This window comes from Vibrio sp. THAF190c, assembly GCF_009363355.1.
In the GTDB taxonomy this organism is placed as follows: Bacteria; Pseudomonadota; Gammaproteobacteria; order Enterobacterales; family Vibrionaceae; genus Vibrio; species Vibrio fortis_A.
The window spans coordinates 1,159,020-1,182,134 of record NZ_CP045338.1 but is presented as its reverse complement, the minus strand read 5'-3'; the positions used below and the strand labels follow the sequence as shown (position 1 = coordinate 1,182,134).

The following is a 23,115-nucleotide window of genomic DNA, read 5'->3' as shown; positions in this document are numbered from 1 at the left end:
AGTTCTTTCTATTTGATTGGGGAATTAATTAAGCGTGTTTGGCGTTTGACACCGCGCTATTCAGACTTGTGACTAATTGCTTAACGAGATCGACTTGTTGATTCAATTGAATGCCGTTTGATGCAACTTGCCCAGATACGGTTTTGGTCTCTGCGACACTCTTTGCAACTTCGGTACTTGCCTGATCGAGCTCATGCAAAGAGCCCATCTGCATGGTCATGATGTCAGTGAGCTGATTCACATCTGAAGAGATGGTCTGAACCTCGGAAATAATGCCATTCATTTCAGCTTCCGTGGTTTCGATAATGGTTCGCCCGTGCTCAACTTCTTCCTTACTCCGGTCCAGCAGTGTTCGGATCTCAATCGCAGAATGGCTACTTTTCGCAGATAGCTCACGTACTTGATCTGCCACAACCGCAAAGCCTCGGCCCTGCTCCCCTGCTCTCGCCGCTTCTATTGCTGCGTTAAGTGCCAGAAGGTTGGTCTGTTCGGCTACTGACGTAATCAGGTCTGCCACTTTCATGATCTCTTGATTACTTTGGATAATCTGACTAATGGCGTTGGTCGATGCTTCCAAAGACTCTGAGCTTTTCTGCGCTTTGACTCCAACCGCTTCACTGCGCTCTTTCAGTTCGTTGACGAAAGAGTTGGATTCCTCTAGCCCTTCCGTCATCTGATGAAGCTGCTGACTCATCTGCTCAGCGGCACTCGCTTGAGATTCACAGTTCATGTTTAGGACTTCAACTTGAGAGTGGAGGTCTTTTGACTGCTGATCAAGCTGCACTGAGACGCCTTGCAAGCTCTGTGAATTATTGTTGGCGTGGTCTAACACAACAGATAGCTGAGCTTCACTTTGGGTAGCTTGCGCAGCTACACTTTGACTCTCTGTTTTCGCAGCCTCGGCTTGCTCAATCGCAATCTCTTTCTGTCTAGCGGTAAACGCTTGCGCTATGCATATCACTACCAATGGCATGACGACCCCAGACCAGGTCTCCACCACCATTGCCTGCTCATTTAGGGCGATATTTGGGAATACTGCACCGTTCAAATGCATAGAGGTCATTACCACCGCCACACCTATCACTAAGGCACTCCATGTAAGGGCGATAATTCTAGTTCCAGATAAGAAGAAAGCGACCACCAGCAAAGGCACCCAGTAAGCTTGAGTAGAATCGACGACCCCGCCGCTTTGATAAATGATATTTAGCGCATGAACAGCCATGCCGACAAAACCAAAATTAAGAGCCAAGATTGGATTTTTCGAGAGCTTTAAAACGATGGCAGAAACCAGTTCAAGAACTATGAGGAAGATAGAGGTCGCAATTAATAGCTGTTCGCCATGTTTGCTCCATTTGATCAGACTGTAAAGTCCAACGATAAACGCAATGAAAGTAAACAGTAATAAAATGTCCGCCTGTCGTGACTCATTACTGCCCCATTGATGAGTTTTGGGTAGAAAGAGCGATCGCCACCATGTAATTGGGTTCATCGATAATCATCCTTGATTGACTTGTAAGACCTCCGACCAATGTTAGTTAATTGTTAAATAGAATGCGAACCTATTTAACAAAAACTGTTTTTGAAGTCTCATTTCATATCAAAGATAAGTAATTGATGGCGATTGGAATATCAATTGGGAGGATTAACGATAACGGCCGCGCCTTGCTGTGGTTGCTTTACCTGCTAGCGCGATCAGCGTTTTGTTGGTATTGGCATGACAAATTGCAACACCCAGTGCATCGGCAGCATCTGCTTGCGGTTTTGCTGGGAGTTTAAGCATGCTCATCACCATGTTTTGCACCAGTGATTTGTCTGCACCGCCATTGCCAGTTACGGCTTGCTTGATAAGACGAGCGGCGTACTCGTGCACTGGAAGATCTGCATTTACAGCGGCAACGATCGCACTGCCACGGGCCTGACCAAGCTTGAGCGCAGAGTCGGCATTTTTCGCCATAAACACCTGCTCGATTGCGAATACGTCCGGTTGAAACTGCGTGATGATTTCGCTAACACCCGCATAAATCTGTTTCAAGCGTCCCGGAAGCTCTTTCTCAGACATACGGATACAACCACTGCCTAGATACTGCAGGTGGCGACCATTTTGACGAATAACCCCATAGCCCGTAATACGCGAGCCAGGGTCGATTCCAAGGATAATAGACATTTTCTGTTCTTTCTTCTCGATCAGTACCGATAGTGATAAGTAGTAAGCGGAATTATGAACGAGGCATTCGCTCAGGCTTAAGGAGAAATGATAACTGGAACTCACTGTATTACGATTCAGCAAATTTGGAACCTTGATAGAAGGTACAACTTTTGCCAGCTTGCTTTGCCTGATATAAATCTGCATCCGCTCTTGCGAGTACAGTATCAAAGTTTTCAGTCGTTCGGTATTTTTCTAGCCCTGCACTGAACGATATGCTTAGTTTTACATCACCAAACATCAATACTTGGCGACTAACTGCACGATGAAGTTGAGTTACAACGTCTTGGATATCAAATTCACCATGTCTGATCAGTACTACTAACTCTTCACCACCGACGCGAAACGTGTTCGATTCACCTGCTATGTTTTGGATTCGCTTTACACATTCAACCAACACCGCATCGCCAGCATCATGGCCATAAAGGTCATTAAACTGTTTAAAATCATCGATATCTAGTACCAGAGCATATTGAAGCTCATCGATACCCTTTTGCCCGTCAACAGTTGAATACAATGCCAGTCGATTTCGCGCACCAGTTAAAGCATCATGGAGCGCTAAGGCCTTTAAATCGGTTACAGCTCTAACCCGACTCGTTTCATAAGCATGGGAAACCACCCAAATACATAGATACGCCAGGATAAAATTTGCCAATAATGTTGCAGGAATCCAATCAGTCGCACTCGCCCCTAAATAAATGACATACACTTCCAGTATCAGACACACTAGGCTCCAATAAAAACCAACTTGTTTCCCCATTGCGAGGTAAAAAACCGTTGGCAAGACAATCGCCCATACGAAAAGTGCTTCTTCAATCAGTTTGGAGTGAGTACCGAAAATAATTAGGAAGGCGAGAACAAAGCTATGAAATGCGAGAAACCATTTAGGATGACTTCGGTTACGTATGTAAAACAACATAAAAGCAGAGATAAAGAAGTAGAAGATCTCCATCACTCCGAGAGCCATAGCTTTGTGTTCAAAAATAAAGATATTCGCCACACCAAGAAAAAGCGCAGCTCCACCCAAATTCAAACACATTCCAATTAGTACTTTACGTCGAAGCTGTTCCGTCGCTTCTATATTTAAGGCGTCCATACCACTTACATTTTATTAACTTATTGAATTTCCACCCTATCGTACTCGCAAAAAAAACGCCACTCCTAGCTGGAGTGGCGTTTCTAATTAAAGAGTTAGTTAACTAAATTTACTCTTCTTCTTCTTTCTTTTCAGCAGCTTTAACCGCGATTGCTAGCTCTTCAAGCGCAGCTGGGTTCGCTAGGCTTGGAGCGTCTGTTAGTAGACAAGAAGCATTCGTTGTTTTCGGGAACGCGATAACATCACGAATGTTCTCTGTACCACAAAGTAGCATTACTAGACGGTCAAGACCGAATGCTAGACCTGCGTGCGGTGGTGTACCGAACTTAAGTGCGTCCAGTAGGAAGCCAAACTTAGCTTGCTGCTCATCAGCTTCGATACCTAGGATGTCGAATACTGCAGATTGCATTTCAGCATTGTGGATACGTACAGAACCGCCGCCCACTTCGTAGCCGTTAAGAACCATATCGTACGCGTTTGAGTTAGCAGCCGCTGGGTTCGCTTTTAGCTCTTCCGCAGTCACACCTAGAGGTGATGTGAATGGGTGGTGCATAGCGTGTAGGTTGCCTTCGTCGTCTTCTTCGAACATTGGGAAGTCAACAACCCATAGCGGAGCCCATGCAGACTCGTCTGTCAGCTCTAGGTCTGTACCTAGTTTCAGACGTAGCGCGCCCATTGCTTCAGACACAGTGTTTGCTTTGTCTGCGCCGAATAGGATGATATCGCCAGTCTCTGCGCCTGTGCGCTCAAGAATACCGTTGATCACTTCTTCGTTTAGGAACTTAGCAACTGGAGATTGGATACCTTCCATGCCTGCAGCACGGTCGTTAACCTTCATCCATGCTAGACCTTTAGCACCGTAGATACCAACGAACTCACCGTAACCGTCGATCTGCTTACGAGTTAGCTTAGCACCACCCGGTACACGAATTACTGCAACGCGACCTTTTTCGTCGTTTGCTGGGCCAGAGAATACTTTGAACTCAACGTCTTTCACTAGGTCAGCAACGTCTACTAGCTCTAGTGGGTTACGTAGGTCTGGCTTGTCAGAACCGAAGCGACGCATCGCTTCAGAGAATGGCATGATTGGGAACTCACCTAGATCAACGTCTAGAAGCTCTTGCCACATGTTGCGAACCATCTTCTCAGTTGTTGCACGTACTTCTTCCGCGCTCATGAAAGATGTTTCGATATCGATTTGAGTGAATTCTGGTTGACGGTCAGCACGTAAGTCTTCATCACGGAAACACTTAACGATTTGGTAGTAACGGTCAAAACCAGACATCATTAGCAGCTGTTTGAATAGCTGTGGAGACTGAGGAAGCGCGTAGAACGAACCTTTATGAACACGGCTAGGTACTAGGTAGTCACGTGCACCTTCTGGTGTCGCTTTCGTTAGTACTGGTGTTTCGATGTCTAGGAAGCCGTTGTCATCTAGGAAACGACGAACAAAGCTAGACGCTTTAGCACGTAGCTTGATGCGATCGCTCATTTCTGGGCGACGTAGGTCTAGGTAACGGTACTTTAGACGCTGCTCTTCTGAGTTCTTCTGGTTGAAGTCTAGTGGCAGAACGTCAGCACGGTTGATGATTTCAAGACCTTTAGCGATGATCTCAACTTCACCCGTTGCCATGTCTTTGTTTACTTGGCTGTCTGGACGAACGCGTACTTCACCCGTTAGTTTGATACAGAATTCATTACGAAGTTGGTTAGCTACTTCGTACGCATCTGCCATATCTGGGTCTACAACTACCTGAACGATACCTTCACGATCTCGCATATCGATGAAAATAAGACCGCCCAAATCACGACGACGGTTTACCCAGCCGCAAAGTTCTACAGTTTGTCCCGCCAGGGACTTGTTCAGGTTACCACAGTAATGGGTACGCATAATGAATTTCCCAATCTCTTAATAATTACTAATTTCTATGCTGTAACTAGACCGAATCTAATTACAATTCAAAGATCCATTTATACGCGGAAACTTGTCTAAAATCGACCTTTCCCACGCCTATTTGTTGTGTTTTATTCAGCTTTGACGCTTTATAGCTCACGAAACAGCCAAAGCGGCACAAATCTCGCACAAATATTCATCAACACTGAAAAAATTGCGCTAATTATATATTGAAAGTACCCAAGTCAGCAAAAGTCTCGTAGAGTGTTTTTGATTAAAGCAACCAAAACACTTTTAGATACCATGACAAGATTACCTTTAAGACTCGGACTGACTATGTGGTCGCACTCAGAGTGGCAGAGCCAATTCTATGGAAAAGGTACCAAACCTGCAGAAAGACTAGAGAAATATTGTCATGTTTTTCATACCGTTGAAGGTAATACTACCTTCTATGCGACGCCATCGATGACTACCGTCAATAACTGGCGTAACGCAAGCCACGATGACTTTCGTTTCACCTTCAAATTGCCGAAATTCATCACCCACCAGCAGCAACTCAGACACTGCCAAGCAGAGTTGAAAGAGTTCCTACAAATCATGTCACCACTACATGAACGTATTGGTCAATGGACGATTCAGTTACCTCACCAGTTCGAGCCAGAATCACTGCCTGTGCTGCAACAGTTTTGCAAACTCTTCCCGAAAGAGATGAAACTTGGCGTAGAAGTACGTCACCTTGGCTTTTTTGACAAAAGCGACGACGAAAAGCGCTTTAATCAATGGTTAGTTGAAGAGAACATCAATCGCATCATTATGGACAGTCGCCCAGTATTTGCTGCAGCGCCAACGACTGAGGCGATTATTGACGCACATAAGAAAAAACCTCGTGTGCCCGTGCATGCAATTGCCACATCTGACAACCCGATGATTCGCTTTATTGGCCAGCACGACGAACAGCCGAATCTGGAGTTTTTCAAACCTTGGCTCACTAAGCTTCCAACATGGATAGCAGAAGGGAAACAGCCATATCTGATGATCCACACTCCGGATAATGACCATGCTCCAGAACTGGCGGCAACGATATACAAACAGCTTATCGAGCAATGTCAGCAGCATCACAATATCAAGTTACCTCAGCTCTCCGAATTCCCGGCTAACAAGGGCGATACGCAAATCAGCATGTTCTAACTCATCTACAACCAAACCATTGGCAGTTTGTATTGGCAGTGAAACCTGAGTTTTCGTGACACAGTGACATTTTTTACGTAAAATACGCCCCCTTTTATTCAGCATGCGAAAGCCTGCTGATTTGCTGACTGTCGAGAGAGAACGCTATGAGCAACAAAGACACTATCTTTTCCGCTCCTATTGATAAAATTGGTGATTTCACCTTTGATGCAAGGGTTGCAGAAGTATTCCCAGATATGATTCAACGCTCCGTTCCAGGCTACAGCAACATCATTTCTGCGATCGGCATGATGGCTGAGCGCTTTGTGAAACCACATTCGAATATCTACGATCTAGGTTGTTCTTTGGGTGCTGCGACACTATCTATGCGCCGTCACATTCAGCAAGAAGGCTGTACAATCTACGCAGTCGATAACTCCGAAGCCATGGTAGAGCGTTGTAAGCTTCACGTTAACGCTTACCGCAGCGACACCCCTGTAGAAGTGATTGAAGCGGACATTCGAGAAATTGAAATTACTGATGCTTCAGTGGTCGTACTCAACTTCACGCTGCAGTTTCTTTCGCCAGAAGATCGCTTCGCTCTACTAGAGAAGATCTACACCGGTCTTCGTCCTGGTGGTGTGCTTATCTTGTCTGAAAAGTATGTCTTTGAAGATGAAAATGCTAACGAGTTACTGATTGATCTACACCACGACTTTAAGCGTGCAAACGGTTATAGCGAGTTGGAAGTGAGCCAAAAACGTAGCGCCATCGAAAACGTGATGCGCCCAGACTCGATTCAAATGCATAAAGAGCGATTCGATAAGATTGGCTTCTCTAGCCACGAAGTTTGGTTCCAATGCTTTAACTTCGGCTCAATGTTTGCGGTTAAGTAGTTAACAATTTAACGCTACAATATTGAAATCATAAGCACGTCACAAATAACTCGTACCAGAGCGTCATCCTCAAGAGCGAGGAACGAGCGAGTTGGGGATCTCAAATCCGATACGATAGAACCGAGATTCCCTATCATGTTCGTCCCTCACTGTGGGGAATGACGAATTTAATTTTTACTTTAGGGTTATCGACCCTAATTAACTCAGTGAAAAACTATGTTTAATTTTGCCAATTTTTATCAACTCATTGCTCAAGATACGCGCCTGCAACCTTGGCTGAATATTCTTCCTCAACAGTTAACGGATTGGCAAAATGCGGAGCACGGAGACTTCGACCGCTGGCTGCGTGCTTTAAACAAGATCCCACAAGGTGCACCGGATCAAGTTGACCTAAAGAACTCTGTAACGCTGACTAACGACACACCATTTCACGACGGTGAGTTGAAGAAGCTAGAAAACCTGCTGAAAACGTTCCACCCATGGCGTAAAGGTCCGTACACGGTTCACGGTATTCATATTGATACTGAGTGGCGCAGCGACTGGAAATGGGACCGTGTTCTTCCACACATCACACCATTGAAAAACCGCAGCGTACTTGATGTTGGTTGCGGTAACGGCTACCACATGTGGCGTATGCTGGGCGAAGGTGCGCGACTGACTGTCGGTATCGACCCTTCTCACCTGTTCTTAATTCAGTTCGAAGCAATTCGTAAACTAATGGGTGGCGACCAGCGTGCACACCTGTTGCCACTCGGCATTGAGCAATTACCAAAACTGGAAGCGTTCGATACGGTATTTAGTATGGGTGTGCTATACCACCGCCGTTCTCCTCTTGATCATCTAATCCAACTTAAAGATCAGTTGGTTTCTGGTGGTGAGCTAGTGCTAGAAACTTTGGTTATCGAAGGTGATGAAAACGCGGTACTTGTGCCAGTAGACCGCTATGCACAAATGCGTAACGTGTACTTCTTCCCATCAGCCCGTGCTCTAAAGCGCTGGCTAGAGCAAGTGGGTTTTAAAGACGTACGTATTGTCGATGAAAACGTAACAACGGTCGGTGAGCAACGCACTACCGAATGGATGACGCACAACTCACTACCTGATTACTTGGATCCAAATGACCCAAGTAAAACAGTTGAAGGGCATCCAGCACCACGCCGTGCCGTTTTGGTGGCAACTAAGCCTTAAGCGTTGAAAAACCAAAGACGCTGACAAGCATTTGACGAAAGAAGACTCGAAATTGGATAAAATCCACAGAGTGCTCAATGAATGAGCTATTTCGTCGAATGATAATTGGCTGTAGGCAAACATAGCCTGTCAATATGACCGGACGCTAACATTAGGATGCTTCACGCATCCTTTTTTGTGGGCTAAACTATTCAATAGTCTGAACTATTTTCTAATTTCAAAGGTTTTTATATGTTTAAGCGATTATCGCCTATTCTGGCGGTTGGTTTGCTCTCTGGCTGTACTCTCACTAACGGTGCGGCTTATCATCAAGAAACTCTGGATGCTATCGCTAAATCAGAGACAAACATCGCAAATAAAGTTCAAAACTTAGAGCTTCAACTTAGCAATCAAAGTGACTACATCGAGAGTCTAGAAGAAGAAATCATTGCTTTATCCAATGAAGTTGAAGTTCACCTAACTACTCTAGAAAAACAACAGGTCGAAGAGATCGAAGAGGAAGAAGTGATTGTCACTCGAGTCCCAGTTGTTTCAAACGAGCAACCAACCATTCTCGGTGCCATTGAAAAAGTTACGATTGAGTCAATCAAGCAAAAGTTTGATGCTCGCGTAGATACTGGCGCCACGACTTCGTCGTTGAATGCAGTAGATATCAAAGAATTTGAGCGTAATGGCAAGAACTGGGTGAAGTTTCACCTAGCTGATAAATCGCAACCTGCAGAAGATCAAAAGTGGATTGAAGCACCCGTTGTACGCTATGTGAAGATTCGCCAATCGACCAGCGACGAGACAGAACGTCGAGCTGTGATCGAATTATGGGTGAAAGTTGGAAAAATCCATGAAAAAGCGCAATTTACATTGGCGGATCGCTCTCAAATGAGTCACCCTGTATTACTAGGGCGTGAATTTATCAAAGACATCGCTCTAGTGGATGTAAGTAAAAAGTACGTACAAACGGAAGATAAATAACAATAGTAGGGTAAGCTATGACGTCAAGAATCCCATTTTATATTTCGATCGTGCTACTCATCGTAGCCGGCATTGCATTGAGTGTGTTCAGACACACGACCTACGGCGTGCCATGGACGCCAGGGGAAACCCGACAAGTGTGGGACGTTGAAGCTCGAATCGAGTTCAACGCCATGGACCAAGAAGCGAAAGTATCGCTAGCGGCTCCACACACGCAATCAAACTACACACTCATCGGCGAATCCGCTTCCTCACCGGGCTATGGTATCTCTTACGTGACGACCGACACTGGTCGTCGAGCTGAGTGGTCTATCCGTCACGCTAGCGGCGCACAGACAATTTACTACAAAACTCAATTCTTAGTTGACCCTCAAGCGCAAGTTAATGCCGTACCACCAGAAGGTGAAGTGGCAACGCCAAGCTTTGACGGCCCTGAAGAAGCAGCAGCGAAAGCCCTTATCGACCGCGCAACTCAGCGCTCTGCAGACAACCTCACCTTCACTCGTGAGCTTGTTAAAACACTTAACGATCCAGACAGCCAAAACTCAGCGCTTATCCTTAACAACATGGATAAAGTGGAAGCAGCACACAAGTTACTTTCTTTTGCTGGAATCCACTCAAAGGTTGTTGGTGTTATCGAGTTAGAAGATGGCCGTCGTCGCCAATCTATCCAACATATGATTCAGATTTGGGACAAAAACCAATGGGTGCTTTTCTCTCCTGAATCTAGCCAACAACAAGTTCAGCCAAACCTATTGATCTGGGATGAATCGAACGTTTCACTACTAGACGTTGTCGGCGGTCAAAACAGTAAAGTTCACTTCTCAATGATTGCCCAAGAGGTGACTCCAACTGAAGCGACCAACAGTAAGATCTCAGCTGACCAGCTACTGAACCTTTCAATCCACAGCTTACCACTTGAAGAACAAGCGATGTTTAAGACCATCATGCTGATTCCAATTGGTGCGCTTATTGTTGTGTTCTTACGTGTTATCGTCGGCTTGAAGACATCAGGTACCTTCATGCCTGTTCTGATTGCTGTAGCGTTCGTACAGACACAGCTGGTGACAGGTATTGTCGGTTTCCTACTTATCGTTGGTACGGGTCTAGTAATTCGTAGCTATCTATCCAAGCTTAACCTTCTGCTGGTCGCGCGGATATCCGCGGTAATTATCACCGTAATCATGATTATTTCTATCTTTACGGTTGTCGCGTTCAAGGTTGGCTTAACTGAAGGCCTATCGATTACGTTCTTCCCAATGATCATCCTATCTTGGACTATCGAGCGTATGTCTATCCTTTGGGAAGAAGAAGGTGCAAAAGAGGTTGTGCTACAAGGTGGTGGCTCGCTACTGACTGCTGTTCTTGTTTACTTGGCAATGACCAACCCGTTCATTCAGCACTTAACGTTTAACTTTATTGGTCTACAACTTATTGTCCTAGGCGGCATCTTACTACTAGGTACTTACACAGGTTACCGCTTAACTGAGCTACGTCGCTTTAAACCGCTAGCGGAGGATTAAGTTATGTTTGAACAGTTTACATCGCCGTTTAAGTTGAAAGACAAAGGCATCATGGGGATGAACAAGCGTAACCATAGTTACATTGGTCGCTATAATGATCGCTCCAAGTATCCTTTGGTGGATGACAAGCTAAAAACCAAAATCATCGCTGAACAAGCGGGTGCTACCGTACCTAAACTGATTGGTGTGATTGGTCATCAAGCGGAAGTGAAGACTATCCACAAGATGGTTCAAGACTGGCCGGGGTTTGTAATCAAACCTGCACAAGGGAGTGGTGGTAAAGGCATCTTGGTTATCACCTCTCACAAAGACGGCGTTTATACCAAGCCATCTGGTTCGACGATCGGTAAAGAGGACGTTGAACGCCACATCAGTAACGCACTTGCGGGTCTATTCTCGTTGGGTGGTAAAAATGATGTAGCAGTAGTTGAGAATTTAATTAAGTTCGATAGCTGTTTTGATGGTTTTAGTTACGAAGGGGTGCCTGACGTACGTATCATTGTATTCAAAGGCTACCCTGTAATGGCAATGATGCGTCTATCAACATCGGCTTCCGATGGTAAAGCAAACCTTCACCAAGGTGCGGTAGGCGTGGGCATTGATATTGCCACTGGTAAAGCTGTACGAGCCGTGCAATTTGACCAACCCGTCACCCATCACCCAGATACAGGCAAAGAACTTGCCCTACTGCAGGTACCTCACTGGGAAAAGTTGCTGACTTTGGCCTCGAGTGCTTGGGAAATGACAGGCCTTGGTTACATGGGTACTGACATGGTACTTGATGAGGAGGAAGGCCCAATGGTGCTTGAATTGAACGCTCGTCCAGGACTGGCGATTCAGATTGCTAACGGGGCTGGGTTACTGCCACGTCTTCATCATATCGAAAACCTTGGTACACCAGCTGAGTATCCGAAACCGGCTGAGCGTGTCGCATACGCTGCTAAGCAGTTTGGTGTACACGTCGAATAAGAGCAGCCGCGGTCAAAAGTAATAACGACATTAGTGTTATCAAATAAAACGAAAGCCGCATAGTCAGACTATGCGGCTTTTTTTGTGTTCTGTACTTTTAGGTACTTTCAAACATCACACGTGAATACTCTGCTCTTTGAATACGGGCTCTACCTTAACAGCTGCGACTTTAAACTCAGGGATCTTCGCATGTGGGTCTGTTGCTGTTGTCGTGAGACGATTCACCGGTGACTCCACAAAGTGGAACGGGATGAATACCACGCCCTTCTGCATACGCTTGGTTACAAATGCAGCGATCTCAATTTCGCCGCGACGTGTTGATACTTTCAGCATCTGACCATTGTTGATATTGAGCGCCTCAGCATCATGCACACTGATCATAGCTCGAGGTCCCGCCAAATTATCCAACCCTTTCGTTTTACGAGTCATAGTCCCAGTATGGAATTGCTCAAGGATACGTCCTGTAGTCAGTACTAGAGGATACTCTTCGTCTGGCAACTCTGCAGCGTATCTAAATGGAATCGCCTCCATCTGCCCTCTCCCACGCGTAAACTGAGTTTGGTGCATAATACGAGTGCCATCAGGGTTGTTTTTGTTACTTGGCCACTGAATGCCGTTTATCGTAATGTTCTCCCAACGCAACCCGCCATATTGTGGTGTTACACGAGCGATCTCATTAGTAATATCTGCTACTGACTGATAATTCCAATCGCTGCCCATGGCATTAGCCAGCATTTGAATGATTGCCCAATCCTCTTTCGCCTCACCCGGCGGTTTCACCGCAGGGTTGATACGCTGCACACGACGCTCCGTGTTGGTGAAATGCCCAGACTTTTCAGCAAATGAGCATGATGGCAGGACAACATCCGCGTATTGAGCTGTTTCAGTCAGGAAGATATCTTGCACCACCAGAAAATCGAGCGCCTCAAGCCCCTCAATCACATGGGCTTGGTTTGGATCACTCAATACTGGGTTTTCCCCCATCACGTACAGTCCACGGACTTCTCGATTACACGCGCCATCAATGATTTCAGTGAGTGTTAAACCGCTCTCAGCAGGCAGTTCAGAAACATCCCACTCCATCTCAAATTTCTTACGAACCAGTGGATTGTAGACCTTTTGATAACCCGGTAGGTTGTTTGGCAAAGCCCCCATGTCACAAGCCCCCTGCACGTTTGACTGACCGCGCAGCGGATTAATGCCGCCTCCTTCAATGCCGATGTTTCCGCACAACAGTTGCAGATTAGCGATAGAGCGTACGTTGTCGTGTCCAGTCGTGTGCTGAGTAATGCCCATGGAGTAATAGACGGCTGTGCGCTCTGCTGTGCCTATCAATCGCGCCATCGCAAAGATGTCTTCCGCTTTTACACCCGTGACCAGTTCCACCTTGTCGAGGGAATAACTCGGTGACATAACCTCTTGTAGCAAGGTATCAAAACCATCGACGCGTTCGTCGATATAATCTTGATCATACCAGCCGTGTTTAATTATCTGCTGCATCACACCGTTAAGCAGCATCACATCAGTCCCAGGTCTGTGAGCTAGATAAAGTTCGGCGTGGTCGGCGATATCGATGCGCTTAGGATCAGCAACAATCAATCGTGCACCGCCATGTCGCACAGCCTGCTTAATGTGAGAGCCAATGATCGGGTGTGCCGATGTGGTATCCGAGCCGATAATAAAAATAACATCGGAGTGTTTAGTACTCGGAATATCATTGGTCATTGCACCACTGCCCAGTGACGCCTCAAGCCCGGTGACTGTGGAGGCGTGGCAAAGGCGCGCACAATGATCGACGTTGTTTGTCCCCAGCTCTCGACGGATGAATTTTTGAAAAGCGTAGTTGTCCTCATTAGTCGTTTTTGCCGAAGAAAAGCCCGCTAGCGCCTGACTGCCAACCCCTTTCTTAATAGCGGAAAACTTATCGGCGACCAAACGAATGGCTTCCTCCCAGCTAGCAGGTTGTAGCCAACCATCTTTACGTATCAAAGGTGTTGTAAGTCGCTCGTCACTACCGACGAAATCAAACCCGAAACGACCTTTAACACACAACATGCCTTCATTGACTGGCGAGTTAGCGCCTTCCACATAACGAATCTTATTCGCCGATTCGTCAACATGCATAGTGAGCTTGCAACCCACACCACAATAGGTGCAAATGGTGTCGACTTTTTGTAGTTGTTCAACAGAACCTTGCTGTTTGTATCTCGCATCCACCATTGCTCCCGTCGGGCACGCTTGGACACAAGCACCACATTGAACGCAATTAGAGTCGCCCATTAGCGTCTGATTCGGACCAAAATTCGGTCTAAGTTCGGGCCTAGAGCTTGGCTTCCCATTTTGTGCACACATGAAGCTTAAGACACCATGAACATTCTGCTCTCTACACGCTTGAATGCACTGACCACAGCTGATACATCGATTGGCATCAAAGACGATGAACTCTGAACTCGCGTCAACTTCAAACTTATGTCTTGGTTGCTGGCTACTATTCCCTTGCTTAGCTTTTACTGCTTGCCAGACCGCATCATCCGTAACATCGACCTTATAATCATTGAATGTTTGCACGGCTTGGTATTCTGTCGCGTAGTCTCGCAGGTCACACTGAGTGTTCGCTTGGCAACCACACTCTAGGCAACGTTGCGCTTCTTCAATCGCATCAGCATTGGTAAAACCGAGTTCAACTTCATCGAAGCTTTGTTCACGCTGCTCTGCGCTTAGCTCAGGCATAATCTTTCGGGCGACACTTTGAATCGCTTGATATTGTTGCCGTTCAACTGCTTTTAATTGCTTCTCTTTACGTGAATTGAAAGGCTTCACTGGTAACTGTGTCATAGTGCCGCTAAAGAAACGGTCTATCGCCTGAGCAACAATACGACCATCTCCAACAGCCTCAACCGCTGTTGCTGGCCCACGTCTGAAATCGCCGATACTGAAGATATTGCCTACCCCTGTGTGCATGGTATCTGGGTTGGCATCAGCAGTATTCCAACGAGTGAGGGGAATTTCTAAAGACTCATCGATCATGAAGCTCAAGTCTGGCTTTTGGGATACCGCTGCAATCACAGTGTCGAATGCTTCTGTGAAAAACTCTCCGGTTGCTTTCGGGCTTCGTCGTCCTGAAGCATCTGGTGCCCCGAGTTCCATTCGCTCTAAACGAATCGCTTTGACGCGACCATTTTCGTCTGCGAGGTTTTCCGCAGGGTTGGTCAGAAAGTGGAATTTAACGCCCTCGTGTTCAGCTTCTTCGATTTCGTAATCTTCGGCTGGCATCTCATCTCGAGTCCGACGATAAATCAGTGTTGTCTCAGCCCCTGCTCTGACCGCCGTTCTAGCACAGTCTATCGCGGTGTTACCGCCACCGATGACCGCCACTTTTTTGCCTGTTGTATATTGGTGATCAGTGACGTAATCCTTCAGATAGTCGACACCGAGGTAACAACCCTCTAAATCGCTACCCGTATAATTCATCTCTACTGCACTGGAAGCCCCAACGGCTAAACAAACCGCATCAAAGTCTTGCGATAGACTCGACAGCGAAAAGTCTTCACCAAGCTTCTTATCACATTCAATCACCATTCCGTTACGGCACATCAACTCAATTTCTTTGTCTAGAATTGACTTTGGTAAACGATACTCAGGAATACCATAACGCAACCAGCCACCAGCTTTAGGCATCGACTCATAGACAACAACTTGATAGCCTTCATTCGCCAAATAGTAGCCAGCCGTCAACCCACCCGGCCCACCTCCCACAATCGCGACCCGCTTTCCATTGTCCGGTTTCTTAGGTGGCGTGTAGCTTTCTTGCGCTTCTAAATCGATATCCGCAGCGTGGCGCTTTAACTGACGTATCGCAATTGAGTCGTCAACTAAGTTGCGGCGACATTCAGTTTCACAGAAAGCTGGGCATACGCGGCCAATCGACAATGGCATAGGTAAGGTTTGTTTGATGACCTCTATCGCCTTCAACGAGTCGTTTTGTGCGATGTGATGCAGGTAGGATTGGATGTCAACGCCAGCGGGACAAGCCGTCTGACAAGGTGCTTCACAATCGGCATAATGATCAGACATGATTCGATTTAGCGCGCGATGGCGATGTTGACTGATTTGCTCAGATTGCGTGTTAACGGTTAAACCTTGGTAGACGTCCAGTTCACAGGCTCGTTGCATTCCTCCACTTTCAACCTCAACAACGCATAGGTCACAAGGTATCTTTTCTCCAGAGCGGTTCAACCCACACAGCGATGGAATATCAACACCGCATGTATTCGCAGCCTCGAGCACAGTTTGCCCCTGCTCGACAATGCGGTATTTACCGTCAATCACAATCTGAATCATAGTGAACCTTCCTTACACAGCATCTAAACGAACAATTAAGTAATACAATATTATTAATATTTCATAGTGGTTACTATTACCATACATTATTTGTGGTTTTGTGCGTGTGACCGCAAACTCGTTCCATTGATATTAACCATAAAATATGAATGGATTTAATGAGGGCTGTTTCGGACACAAAAAAAGCCCCTTCGAAAAGGGGCTTAGTTATCTATTGTTTGCTATTCACTCGCGCTTTTTACGCTTCTTCTATCAGTTCTTGAACTGGTGACTCTGTTCTGTTTTGAGCAAAGCCGCGCAATCCTACAACGTGTACGTGTTCGTGATCTTTAAATACCTTACGAACCAGTTTGTAGGTTGTGCCCTTTTCTGGACTGATATTCTCCGGCGCTGCAATTAGAAGTTGCATACCAAGACGGTCACACAGCTCAAACAGAGTAGAGATAGACTTCGCATCCAGACGCGCTGCCTCATCCAAGAACAGCAGGCGACATGGAACAATGTCTTTGCTGCGCAGGCGACGTGACTCTTCTTCCCAGCTTTGAACAACCATCAATAAGATAGATTGACCAGTACCGATCGCCTCACCTGTAGATAGCGCGCCTGACTCAGCTTGTAGCCAACCATCTGAACCACGGTTTACTTCAACGCTTAGCTCTAGGTAGTTGCGGTAATCAAGCAGCTCTTCACCTAGTACTTGTGGTGAGCGTTGGCCCATATCGATATGTGGGTTAACGCGTTGGAACAGTTTCGCCATTGCTTCAGAAAAAGTGAAGCGAGAACTTTCAAACAGATCTTTGTGCTGCTCCTGTTGAGAAGCAAGACCAGTCAGCAAGATCTCGTGACTCTCACGGATCTTCACATTCAAGCGAACGCCCTTAACCTGACCGAAGTAGATGTTCGATAGACCTTGGTTAAGCATTCGAATTCGGTTCTGCTCACGCTGAATCGTCTTCTTAATGATGCTTGCTACCGACTCAGAGCTGATCGCTAGGCGGTTTTCACGTTGTGTTAGCTCTTCCGTCAGTCGCGCAAGCTCCACTTCCATCTCTTCGATCGCTTCTACTGGATCATCAGTATGGATAATGTCTTGACGGATACGCTCACGTAGGTGTTGGTACACAGCGATGTAGAATAGAACCTTACGCTCTGGGTGCGCATTGTCTTCCGATAGACGCAGTGCATCACGCAGATCATCATTATCGGCAACAGCTAAACGCAGTGCACCCAAAGATTTATCCGACATAGAACGCAGTTCACCAGCCGACAGGTAAGCCAACTCACGCTTGTGTAGGCGACGCTCAACATCGTTTTCACGAGCCAAACGAAGCACTGAACACCAGCCCGCTTTTGCTGCAACCACAAAAGTGCGCAGCTCAACGTACTCTTTCTGTACTTTCTTCAGACGCTTAGCCAGAGACTTCATCTCAAGCTCAGTTGAAGTGATGGTGCGCTCGTATTCGCTCTTACGACTACGTGACGTATGCAAACGCTCTTGCAGTTCATCACGACGACGAACAGCGCGCTCTTGAGCACCTTCGTCGGCATTCACACCGTACTCTTGAAGTTCTTGTTTGAACTCTTGAACCGTTTCTAGTTTCGCTTGGTGTGAACTCTTCAGAGCCGCCAATACTTGGTTGTATTGGTTCATTTGCTCACGAGCTTGCTTCAAGCCATCACGACCTTTAGCACGTGCTTGTTCAGCTTGAACCAGTTTCGCTTTTAGCTGCTCGCTCAATTCGCTGCTCTTGTTCAGCAAATCTACTGAATCTGAGTAAGCAAAATAGTGACGACGTTCAATCAGATCAGACAGTGCAAACACCTTCGCCTTCAAGGCTTGCAGTGCTTGGTCTGCTTGCTTGTATTCCGCTTCCAGTGCGTCAAACTGCTCTGGGTCTGCATCTAGGGCTGTGACGATTTGCTCTAGGTTTTGCAGCGCTTTACCGTGATTGCTCAGGTAAGATTTCGCTTCGCCTAAACGCTCCAGTTGCGCTTCTAGCTCAGCCAAGCGCTCTGCTATGGTTTCGTCTTCTAAAATACGAACCATAGGTGCTAGCTTGTCTAAAGCGGCTAATGCTTGTTTGCTCTGTGCAAGCTGACTACGTTGCTGCTGCTCTTTCGCATCCAACTCAGCTAGGGCACGAACAATTTGGTTACGCTTATCACGTACCGATGCCAACGCCTGCTCAGGGTCAGCATTGAACGCTACATGCAGGTGTTTCGCAACAAACGTATTAAACGCTTGGTACAGACGATTTAGCTTCTGAGAGTCAAAGGCAGCTTTCGCATGGTTTTCAACGACTACATCACGCTCTTCGCGCAGCTTCTCTAGACGCTGTTCACGTGCCGCACGACCAAACAACGGGATATCTGGGAAGCGTGAGTAACGCATTTGGCGATCATTTAACTGAACGCACACTGCACCTTCGAGTTCATCGGCATTGAATGAACTGTCGTCGAATGCGTCAACGTCACCCTCAAGGATGTAAAGATCTTCTGGACAGTCTTCAAGATCCACCAGCTTCTCTTTAATACCGTCAAGATCCGATACCACGATCGCGTGACGAGCAGGACCGTACATTGCGCTGAAGTATGGTGCGTCGTCGATCGTTATATCATCGTAGATCTCTGACAGAAGTACGCCGCCTAGAGTATCTGCTAGGCCTTTCAAACGAGGATCGTTTGAACCACCAGGTGAAGCCAGACGCTCAATCTCAAGTTCGAGTTCGCTGCGACGTTTTGCCAATTGATCTTTCGCGACAGACTGTGCTTTTTCATCTTCAAGCACTTGCTGCATTTGAGTCATCACAGCTTGGCTATCTTCAAGTTCAGCGTCCGTTTGCTCACGAAGACTATCTAGTGCGTCATTTGCTGTAATCCACGCAGGTGCAATCGCTTCAAGCTTTTGAATCTCTTGATCGTGGTTATGCTGTATACGACGCTTTTCACTCTTCGCTTCACGCAACTCTTCTTGAGCATACTCAAGCGTTTCGATCTGCATTGCATGACGTTCACGTTCTTCTTCAAAGACCGCTTCATCATTCAGCTGAGTGTTGTGTTGCTTCTGGTACTCTTCAGCCAGCTCTTTTGCTTGACGCTGTTGCGCCACATCACGAACCATATCGCGATGCTGAGCTCGCCATTGCTGTTCGTTTTCAACAATGTGTTTTGCGTTGCGACCTTTATCAAGCGCTTGTTTAGCCGCTTGTGATGCTTCACTACGCTCTACCGTACCTACAATGCTCTTAACCAGTGACAAGGCTTTTTCAAACTGAGCAGACGCCGCTGACGACATATCCAGTTTATGTTTCGTTGCTAGAAGGTGTTGCGTGCTCTGTTCTTCTTGCGTCTTAAGGTCAGAAACCAGCGTCAATGCGCCTTCCGCAGTAATAGACTCATCATCCAATAACTGTTTGGTTTTCTCCAACGCTTGTACCGCTTGTTGGTACTGCAAAGCACGAGTCTGCTGAACGTCTAGGGCTTGTTGGTAATCCGCAAGCTGGGTTTTCAGGCTATCCACTTCTTCTTCAGTAATGGTCGCCTGCTCTTCAGCAAGAAGAACGCGCTCTTGCGCCTCTTCAACGACCATCATCTGCTCTTCTAGACGCTCGCTAAGCTCTTCAAGATCTTCGCTGTAACGCTCTATCTTCTCTTGTTGGCGCAGCGCTGTTTGTACAAGTTGTAGATGGTCTGAAGCCGCTTGGTAATCTTGTTCAAGCGAAGATTCTTGTTCAACTAGCAGCTCAAGCTCTTCTTGCACTCGATTAAGCAAGTTATTCTGTTCAAGCAAGGTTTCACGAGAGCCGAACAGCTCACCACGTAGCTTCATCGTCTGATCAAGCTTATTGCGACGATCGTTCGCATGGCGCATGTAGTCTGCTGCCACGTAATTAGTTGACTCTGTGATCAAGTGTTTGAACAAATCACGATCCGACTGTGTTGTCTTGATCGCTTCTAGTGTCATTCGGTTTTCGCGTAGCGCCGATTCCATATCTTGGAAGGCTTTCTTTACGCCACCGTTTTGTGGCAATAGGTAATCACGTAATGAACGCGTAATTGCACTTGAGATACCACCGTACAGAGATGCTTCAATCAGACGGTAGAACTTAGAACGGTCGCCACTGTTACGCAGCTTCTTAGGCACAACACCAAACTCGAACATTTGAGCGTGGTAATCAACGATAGAAGAGAACGCTTTAAAGTGAGCACCTTCGTACTGGGCAACTGCTGCTTTTACATCATTGAGCTGACATACGCGCGCATGGCTGTCTGATACGTTTTCAATCAGTACATCCGTTGGCTTCACATGACTTGGAAGGCCTTGAATTAGGAACGGCTTGATGTCTACTTTTTTGTCACGACCCGCTACTTGTTGAAGCTTAACCGCAAACAATAGGCGCTGATTTCGCGAGTTAACCACATCAAGCGCGGCATAACACGCACCCGGTTGTAGCTTACCGTATAAGCCTTTATCACGAGATGACTGTGAGCTACCCGCTTCCGTTGTGTTTCGGAAATGAAGCAGGGTTTGGTCAGGGATCAATGCCGTAATAAACGCGGCCATCGTAGTCGATTTACCCGCACCGTTGCCGCCAGAAAGGGTTGTCACCAAACCATCGATGTCAAAAGTACGTGCGAAGAAGCCGTTCCAGTTAACCATGGTTAGCGATTGATACTTACCTCTTTCAATCATGCTTCACCTTCTTCTTTTGTCTGTTCGTTGCTCATGATTTCGTCACCGAAAATATCTTGTTGAGCATCTTGTTCTGTCTCTTCTTGCTCTTCGTTAAGCAAGCTACCTTGGTTTGGTTCTTGAGTATGAACCACGGCTTCACCGTCACGGATTAGGCGCAGTTGTGCTTCGCGCATATCGTCACCAACGCGTACATCTGCACCAAAGCGGAATACCGCTTCACTAATACGGAATTTGCCCGTTTCACCGATTGAGATAAGCATGCCGATACGGCGTAGACGACGTAGAGACGTTCTCACTTTTTCGAACAGTTTCTCTTTGTCTAAATCAGAACCAGAAGCACGGTTGGTTGCCAGCTTCATCAGTTTCTTTTCATCAGCAAGAGCCATCAACTCTTCGAACAGCTCTTGGTTGGTGAAGATACCTTCATGAGCCAAGCGCTCAGGGCTTAGGTAAAGGAAACACAACACCTTACCCACCAGCATATCGAGCTCTGATAGTACGCTTCGACCAATCAAAGAGGTTGAACGAGGACGTAGGTAGAAAAAGCCCTCTGGCGCTTTTACCAACTCGGTATTGTAGCGTTGGTAAAACTGTTGAAGCTCCAGTTCGAAATCTGACAACAGTGCGTGATTATCTAGGTCTTCTGTTGAAATATGCTTACCTGAACGTAGCATGCTATCAAGCGCTGGGAACAATGGGTTCGCAATCGCTTTTACCAGTTTCTCTGGCATGTAATCATCAGTACTTGTTAATGACATTTGCTTGTACCTTTGCACCGAAATCGTTGATTGCCTGCCAATCAGGTTGAATCGCCTGATAGTCAGACTCTGAGTAACCTAAGCGCACCGCTTGGTCGACAACAATTCTGGCTAAATCAAAATGGTGTGTGCGAGGGTGTTCTGCAAGGTAGTCTCGCAGTACTAGGCCAAGGTCGATTGGCGTCCCTTGCTGTTTGTGAACCTTCAACATCTCAGCAATTCTATCTGAGAGGTAATCGTTCACTTGTTCAAATTCTTCGTACTCTACATCGAGTGGCGCTTGACCCATTACCTCATCGTCACGAAGCACTAGAGCCTCATCACGCAAGTCTGTGAGTTTCTCGGCATCGGCATACGTCAATAACCATGGCGCATCAAAGTAATCGGTTACCGATTGGCGCAGTCGTTGGCTGAACGCTCGGTTCTTATCCATATCGATGGCAGTACGAATAAACTTATGTACGTGGCGGTCGTAACCAATCCATAGATCGATGGCTTGCTGGCCCCAACTTGTGATTCGGTCTAGCTTCATCTGCAGACCGAATAGGGTTTCACCAACGAACTCTAGCTCGTCATCACCATAAACAATCTCTTGGATATCAAGAATCTGTGTTTGTAGCTCATCACCGGCCGCTTGTAAGGTATCTTGAAGCTCTTTTAACGTTGCAGAGGTTTCAGATAACAGAGCTTCACAGTTATTGATCGCTTCACGCCAATCTTTGTTAAGAAGGTCCGCAATCTGCTGTTTAACAGTCTGTTGCTGTTCATCCATTACACGTTGGTTAAGATCGATTTGGTCAAAGATCTCACCAACTGAGTATTTTAGGACGCCATAAACGTTTTTACGCCAGTGGCCCGGCGTTCCGCCTTTTTGTGCGGCTTCAATTGCCTTCGCCATCTCGTCAGCAACCATCGATAGTTGAATCGATAGTTTTAGCTTCGAGAATTGGCGGTGACGTAGGTAGTAATCTGAAATACCAATTGCGAGCGGCGATAGACGATAAATGCTCGCACCATCGGTAATCTCGCTGGTAAAACGGCTAATCAATTTCTGCTTTACCAGTTCATTGATTGCGTTGTTTGCGCGAAACGCTGAGGCTTCGCCGGTATCTTCGAACAGACGAGTGACAATGGTAAACGCGTCGTGCAGTTCACCCTCACCTAACTCTTCATCGAACCTTTCGTTGCTTAGTACTGCGATAGCAATTAGAAATGCCAATCGCTCAGGCGGCAAATTTAATGAAAAATCATGCTGCTTGACCCAGCCCACCAACTCATCAATTGGCTGCTCTTCGGCAGTTTGAGTCATTTCACTCATTGTGGTTCCTGTTACTGTTCTTTGTAACACCGAACAGATGTCGATGTTACGCCTTTTCTTTATAACGCGGGCTATCAGGTTGTCGACTGTAGCCTAG

The 23,115-nt window shown here is 46.5% G+C and carries 14 protein-coding genes; 6 read left to right on the top strand and 8 right to left on the bottom strand.

Features of this window, described 5'->3' with window-relative positions; genetic code table 11:
* Window positions 1–28: 28 nt before the first annotated feature.
* The 4 genes from FIV04_RS05370 to aspS all read right to left on the bottom strand — a co-directional run bounded on the left by FIV04_RS05370 (window position 29) and on the right by aspS (window position 5,190).
* On the bottom strand, window positions 29–1,489 hold the full coding sequence (locus tag FIV04_RS05370) for a methyl-accepting chemotaxis protein (protein ID WP_152468472.1): 1,461 nt from the start codon (window positions 1,487–1,489) through the stop codon (window positions 29–31).
* A 153-nt stretch (window positions 1,490–1,642) separates the two neighbouring features.
* Complete coding sequence (ruvC, locus tag FIV04_RS05365; RefSeq protein ID WP_032549418.1) at window positions 1,643–2,164, bottom strand: crossover junction endodeoxyribonuclease RuvC; 522 nt, start codon at window positions 2,162–2,164, stop codon at window positions 1,643–1,645.
* 109 nt (window positions 2,165–2,273) lie between these two features.
* Window positions 2,274–3,299: a GGDEF domain-containing protein gene (locus tag FIV04_RS05360; protein WP_152468471.1), complete on the bottom strand. Its 1,026-nt coding sequence runs from the start codon at window positions 3,297–3,299 to the stop codon at window positions 2,274–2,276.
* A gap of 109 nt (window positions 3,300–3,408) precedes the next feature.
* Window positions 3,409–5,190: an aspartate--tRNA ligase gene (gene aspS, locus FIV04_RS05355; RefSeq protein WP_152468470.1), complete on the bottom strand. Its 1,782-nt coding sequence runs from the start codon at window positions 5,188–5,190 to the stop codon at window positions 3,409–3,411.
* A gap of 306 nt (window positions 5,191–5,496) precedes the next feature.
* Here aspS and FIV04_RS05350 point away from each other — a divergent pair, with 306 nt between their 5' ends.
* From FIV04_RS05350 to FIV04_RS05325, 6 genes are all read left to right on the top strand, one after another.
* Window positions 5,497–6,381, top strand: coding sequence for a DUF72 domain-containing protein (locus FIV04_RS05350; RefSeq protein ID WP_152469531.1), 885 nt, complete (start codon window positions 5,497–5,499; stop codon window positions 6,379–6,381).
* 146 nt (window positions 6,382–6,527) lie between these two features.
* Window positions 6,528–7,256 (top strand): carboxy-S-adenosyl-L-methionine synthase CmoA, encoded by a 729-nt coding sequence (gene cmoA, locus FIV04_RS05345; protein WP_152468469.1) that lies wholly within the window; start codon window positions 6,528–6,530, stop codon window positions 7,254–7,256.
* A gap of 216 nt (window positions 7,257–7,472) precedes the next feature.
* Window positions 7,473–8,444 (top strand): tRNA 5-methoxyuridine(34)/uridine 5-oxyacetic acid(34) synthase CmoB, encoded by a 972-nt coding sequence (gene cmoB, locus FIV04_RS05340; protein ID WP_032549422.1) that lies wholly within the window; start codon window positions 7,473–7,475, stop codon window positions 8,442–8,444.
* A gap of 231 nt (window positions 8,445–8,675) precedes the next feature.
* Window positions 8,676–9,413, top strand: a complete 738-nt coding sequence (locus tag FIV04_RS05335; RefSeq protein WP_150871840.1) for an ATP-dependent zinc protease — start codon at window positions 8,676–8,678, stop codon at window positions 9,411–9,413.
* A gap of 17 nt (window positions 9,414–9,430) precedes the next feature.
* A complete protein-coding gene (locus FIV04_RS05330) occupies window positions 9,431–10,936 on the top strand; it encodes an inactive transglutaminase family protein (RefSeq protein WP_032549424.1) in 1,506 nt (501 codons plus the stop codon).
* Window positions 10,937–10,939: 3 nt separating this feature from the next.
* Window positions 10,940–11,905, top strand: coding sequence for an alpha-L-glutamate ligase-like protein (locus FIV04_RS05325; RefSeq protein ID WP_032549426.1), 966 nt, complete (start codon window positions 10,940–10,942; stop codon window positions 11,903–11,905).
* Window positions 11,906–12,019: 114 nt separating this feature from the next.
* Here the strand turns inward: FIV04_RS05325 and fdhF are convergent, their stop codons facing one another.
* The 4 genes from fdhF to mukF all read right to left on the bottom strand — a co-directional run bounded on the left by fdhF (window position 12,020) and on the right by mukF (window position 23,018).
* Window positions 12,020–16,246, bottom strand: coding sequence for a formate dehydrogenase subunit alpha (gene fdhF, locus FIV04_RS05320; protein WP_152468468.1), 4,227 nt, complete (start codon window positions 16,244–16,246; stop codon window positions 12,020–12,022).
* A 238-nt stretch (window positions 16,247–16,484) separates the two neighbouring features.
* Complete coding sequence (gene mukB / locus FIV04_RS05315) at window positions 16,485–20,939, bottom strand: chromosome partition protein MukB (protein WP_152468467.1); 4,455 nt, start codon at window positions 20,937–20,939, stop codon at window positions 16,485–16,487.
* A complete protein-coding gene (mukE, locus tag FIV04_RS05310; RefSeq protein WP_150871830.1) occupies window positions 20,936–21,700 on the bottom strand; it encodes a chromosome partition protein MukE in 765 nt (254 codons plus the stop codon). The genes mukB and mukE overlap by 4 nt, the downstream gene beginning before the upstream one ends.
* Window positions 21,681–23,018, bottom strand: coding sequence for a chromosome partition protein MukF (mukF, locus tag FIV04_RS05305; RefSeq protein WP_150895148.1), 1,338 nt, complete (start codon window positions 23,016–23,018; stop codon window positions 21,681–21,683). The genes mukE and mukF overlap by 20 nt, the downstream gene beginning before the upstream one ends.
* Between the last annotated feature and the right edge of the window lie 97 nt (window positions 23,019–23,115).

Bases quoted from the DNA above. Each gene is read 5' to 3' on its own strand.
- FIV04_RS05370 (WP_152468472.1), bottom strand. From the start codon at position 1,489: ATGAACCCAATTACATGGTGGCGATCGCTCTTTCTACCCAAAACTCAT.
- FIV04_RS05330 (WP_032549424.1), top strand. From the start codon at position 9,431: ATGACGTCAAGAATCCCATTTTATATTTCGATCGTGCTACTCATCGTA.
- FIV04_RS05350 (WP_152469531.1), top strand. From the start codon at position 5,497: ATGACAAGATTACCTTTAAGACTCGGACTGACTATGTGGTCGCACTCA.
- cmoA (WP_152468469.1), top strand. From the start codon at position 6,528: ATGAGCAACAAAGACACTATCTTTTCCGCTCCTATTGATAAAATTGGT.
- mukE (WP_150871830.1), bottom strand. From the start codon at position 21,700: ATGTCATTAACAAGTACTGATGATTACATGCCAGAGAAACTGGTAAAA.
- ruvC (WP_032549418.1), bottom strand. From the start codon at position 2,164: ATGTCTATTATCCTTGGAATCGACCCTGGCTCGCGTATTACGGGCTAT.
- aspS (WP_152468470.1), bottom strand. From the start codon at position 5,190: ATGCGTACCCATTACTGTGGTAACCTGAACAAGTCCCTGGCGGGACAA.
- fdhF (WP_152468468.1), bottom strand. From the start codon at position 16,246: ATGATTCAGATTGTGATTGACGGTAAATACCGCATTGTCGAGCAGGGG.
- mukF (WP_150895148.1), bottom strand. From the start codon at position 23,018: ATGAGTGAAATGACTCAAACTGCCGAAGAGCAGCCAATTGATGAGTTG.
- FIV04_RS05335 (WP_150871840.1), top strand. From the start codon at position 8,676: ATGTTTAAGCGATTATCGCCTATTCTGGCGGTTGGTTTGCTCTCTGGC.
- FIV04_RS05360 (WP_152468471.1), bottom strand. From the start codon at position 3,299: ATGGACGCCTTAAATATAGAAGCGACGGAACAGCTTCGACGTAAAGTA.
- mukB (WP_152468467.1), bottom strand. From the start codon at position 20,939: ATGATTGAAAGAGGTAAGTATCAATCGCTAACCATGGTTAACTGGAAC.
- cmoB (WP_032549422.1), top strand. From the start codon at position 7,473: ATGTTTAATTTTGCCAATTTTTATCAACTCATTGCTCAAGATACGCGC.
- FIV04_RS05325 (WP_032549426.1), top strand. From the start codon at position 10,940: ATGTTTGAACAGTTTACATCGCCGTTTAAGTTGAAAGACAAAGGCATC.